The organism is Actinotalea ferrariae CF5-4 (genome assembly GCF_000603945.1).
Lineage (GTDB): Bacteria > Actinomycetota > Actinomycetes > Actinomycetales > Cellulomonadaceae > Actinotalea > Actinotalea ferrariae.
Genome location: NZ_AXCW01000348.1, coordinates 1 through 3,349, shown reverse-complemented (window position 1 = coordinate 3,349; position 3,349 = coordinate 1). Strand labels below are relative to the sequence as shown.

The 3,349-nt window shown below is 73.6% G+C and carries 3 protein-coding genes; all 3 read right to left on the bottom strand.

What is annotated here, in order from left to right:
• Nucleotides 1-180: 180 nt before the first annotated feature.
• On the bottom strand, nt 181-933 hold the full coding sequence (locus tag N866_RS17535) for a glycerophosphodiester phosphodiesterase (protein ID WP_034228982.1): 753 nt from the start codon (nt 931-933) through the stop codon (nt 181-183).
• Nucleotides 930-2,318 (bottom strand): ABC transporter substrate-binding protein, encoded by a 1,389-nt coding sequence (locus tag N866_RS17530; protein ID WP_245612654.1) that lies wholly within the window; start codon nt 2,316-2,318, stop codon nt 930-932. Before N866_RS17530 ends, N866_RS17535 begins: the two co-directional genes overlap by 4 nt.
• Before the next feature lie 147 nt (nt 2,319-2,465).
• The gene (locus N866_RS17525; protein WP_034228980.1) at nt 2,466-3,308 is read right to left on the bottom strand and encodes a carbohydrate ABC transporter permease; all 843 of its coding nucleotides are present in this window, start codon (nt 3,306-3,308) and stop codon (nt 2,466-2,468) included.
• Nucleotides 3,309-3,349 lie beyond the last annotated feature (41 nt).

Genomic DNA, 3,349 nt, shown 5'->3' with positions numbered 1-3,349 from the left:
CTCCCACCCCGCCCTCGGCCGTCGCGTTTTCCGACAACAACGCGCGCCTGGTGGCAGATATGTCGAAGAAAGCGGCGGACCGGGGGAGGTCGGTGCGGAGTCCGCGACGGACCGGGCCGGCGACGGACCGGGGGAGGTCGGCGCGGAGTCCGCGACCGACCTCCCCCGGCCCCGGTCGCGTCAGACGGCGCCGACGGCGGCCGGCGTCCGCGCCGCGAGCCAGCCGGCGAGCCGGTCCGGCCGGTTGGTGATGATGCCGTCCACGCCCAGGGCGACGGCCGCCGCCCAGTGCTCCGGCTCGTCCAGCGTCCAGACCATGACCTGCAGGCCCGCGGCGTGCAGCCGGTCGACCAGGCCGGGGTCCTGCACGAGCAGCAGCCCGTGCGGGTTGCACGTCATGACGCCGAGGTCGCGGCAGCGGTCCTCCAGGCCGGCGTCCGCCTCCAGGACGAGCAGCCCGCGGCGCAGGTCCGGGGCCGCGACGCGCAGCGCCGCGACCGTCTCGGGCCAGAAGCTCTGCGCGACGACGCGGTCGGCCAGGCCGGCCGCGAGGACGGGCTCGGTGACCCGGCGGACCTGCTCGACGGTCCACGCGCCCTTGACCTCGAGGAGGAGGTCGATCCCCGGGCGGCGGGTCAGCAGGTCCACCACCTCGGCGAACGTCGGCACCCGCTGGCCCGCGAAGGCCGGCGAGAACCACGCCCCGGCGTCGAGCGACCGCACGGTCGGCAGGTCGGCCGACGCGAGCCCCCCGACGCCGTCCGTCGTGGCGTCCAGGGTGTCGTCGTGGATGACGACGACCTCGCCGTCGGCGGTGAGCTGCACATCCAGCTCGATCGAGCCCGCGCCGGCCCGCCACGCGGCCTCGAACGCAGCGAGCGTGTTCTCCGGCGCCACCGAGGAGTTGCCCCGGTGCGCGATCACGAGGGTCACAGGTACGGCTCCACGTTCTCACGGTAGGCGGTCTCGATCCGCGGAGTGATGGACTCGAACGCCTCGGCCGGGTCCGTGCCCCGCAGGACGATCTGCTCGATGCCCTCCGTGAGCAGCTGGTCGGCGCCCGGCACGAACACCCGGATCCAGTCCTGCGAGCGCGCCTTGTCGTTGAGCTGGTCCACCGCGGTGCGGAACTGCGGGGCCTCGGCGTAGACGGCCTGCATCTCCGGCGACTCGATGGCGGACGTGCGGACCGGCATGTACCCCGTGTTCTGCGAGAAGTACGCCGTCTGCTCCGTCTCGGTGAGGAACTTCAGGAAGATCGCCGCGGCGAGCTGCTGCTCGGGCGTGCGGGACGCCGGGATGGCCAGGCCGGTACCGCCGGTGGGCGTGCCGCCGCCGGCCGGGCCGTCGGGCAGGTACGCGGTGCCGACCTCGAACTCGGCCGCGTCGAGGATCCCCTTGAGGGAGCCCGTCGAGCCGATCGTCGCGGCGACGGTGCCCGTGGCGAAGTCGACCGTCGCGTCCTCGGAGACCGTCGCGAGGCCCGACTCGTGGAACATCCCGCGCACGAACTCCCCGGCCGCGAGCGCCTCGGGGGTGTCCAGCGTCGTCTCCCACTCGTCGGAGTACTGCCCGCCGTGCCCCCACAGCATGTTCTTGAACCACCACGCGGACCACGACGGCCCGAGCGACAGGCCCAGCGGCGCGGAGTCAGCGGGGACCTGGGCGTCCAGGGCCTCCTGCCACTCGGCGAGCTCGGCCCACGTCTGCGGCCCGCGGTCGGGCAGCCCCGCCGCCTCCCACATCTCGGTGTTGTAGTAGAAGAGCGGCGTGGACCGCGCGTACGGCGCGGCCCAGTGCTGCCCCTCGTACTCGTAGTCGCCGTAGAAGGCGGGGACGTAGTCCTCGACGTCGACCTCGAGGTGCTCGAAGACGCCGTCCAGCGGCATGATCTGGTCGTTGAGGTGGTAGCGGAACCACCACACGTCGGAGGAGATGACCAGGTCGGGCAGCTCGTCCGTCTGGGAGGCGGCCTGGAACCGCTGGGCGATCTCGTCGTAGTTGGCGCCGGCGGTGACGAGGTTGACGTCGATCTCCGGGTGCTCGGCCTCGAAGCGTGCGACGAGCTCCTCCTCGACGGCCTGGGAGCCTCCGGGGTGGTTGCTCCACCAGGTGATCTCGGAGGCGGGCTCGACCTGCGACCAGTCGGTCGTGGCGGTCTGCGACGCCTCGCCGGCCGCGGCCGCGGCGCTGTCCGTCGTGACGCTCGGGCCGGCGCAGGCGGTGAGCGTCAGGGCGCCGACGGCGGCCAGGGAGCCGAGCACGAGCGGTGACGGACGCCCTGGGGTGCGGCGCGTCGGCACGGAGGGGGTGGACACAGGTGTCTCCTCGGGAGTGCGGGTGGGTGCCCCCGTCGCGCGGGAGCCGGACCGGGCCGGTCGGCCCGGGGTCTGGTGCGGGCCGAGAGGCCCGGGGTCTGTGCTGGCCGAGAGGCCCGGGATCTGTGCGGGCCGAGAGGCCCGGGGTCAGCCGGTGACGGCCCCCGTCGTGAGGCCGGCGACGAGCCGCCGCTGCAGGACGAGGAAGAGCAGCAGCACGGGCAGCGTGACCAGCACGGTGGCGGCCAGCAGCACCCCCCAGTCGCTCATGCCGTCGATGTTCTGCAGGAGGGTGAGGCCGACCGGGAGCGTCATCTTGCTGGGGTCGTCGACGACGAGGAACGGCCACAGGTAGTCGTTCCACTCGGTGACGACCGCGACGAGGCCGACGGTGGCGACGGTCGGCAGGGACAGCGGCACGACGAACCGCCACAGCCGCCGCCAGTGCCCCGCGCCGTCGAGCTCGGCGGCCTCGAGCACCGACGCCGGCAGCGTCAGGAAGTGCTGGCGGAACAGGAAGGTCCCGAAGGCGCTCGCCAGGCCCGGCACGAGGATCCCCTGGTACGTGTTGAGCCAGCCCAGGCTCGCGACGAAGGTGTAGTTGGGGATGATCGTGATCTGCGGCGGGATCATCAGCGCCGCGATGACCACGAGGAACACCGTCCGGCGGAACGGCACGTCGAGGAAGACGAGCGCGTAGGCGCAGGTGAGCCCCAGGGCGACCTTGAGCCCGGCCCCGACGACCGTCAGGCCCACGCTGTTGAGGAACAGCTGGCCCAGCGGGATCGTCTGGGCGGCGTCCGCGTAGTTGGCCAGGTCCGGCCCCGCGGGCAGCCACTGCAGCGGGAGCCGGTACAGCTCGTCGGGCCTCTTGAGGCTGGCGAGGACCATCCAGAGCAGGGGCGCCCCCAGCACGAGGGTCGCCGCCACGAGGGCGAGCCAGCCGCCCGCGTCCAGGAGGAGGACGCCCGGCGCCCGACGGCGGCGCACGGCGCGTCCCGCGGCGGCCGCCCGGGGCGCTCGATCCGCCG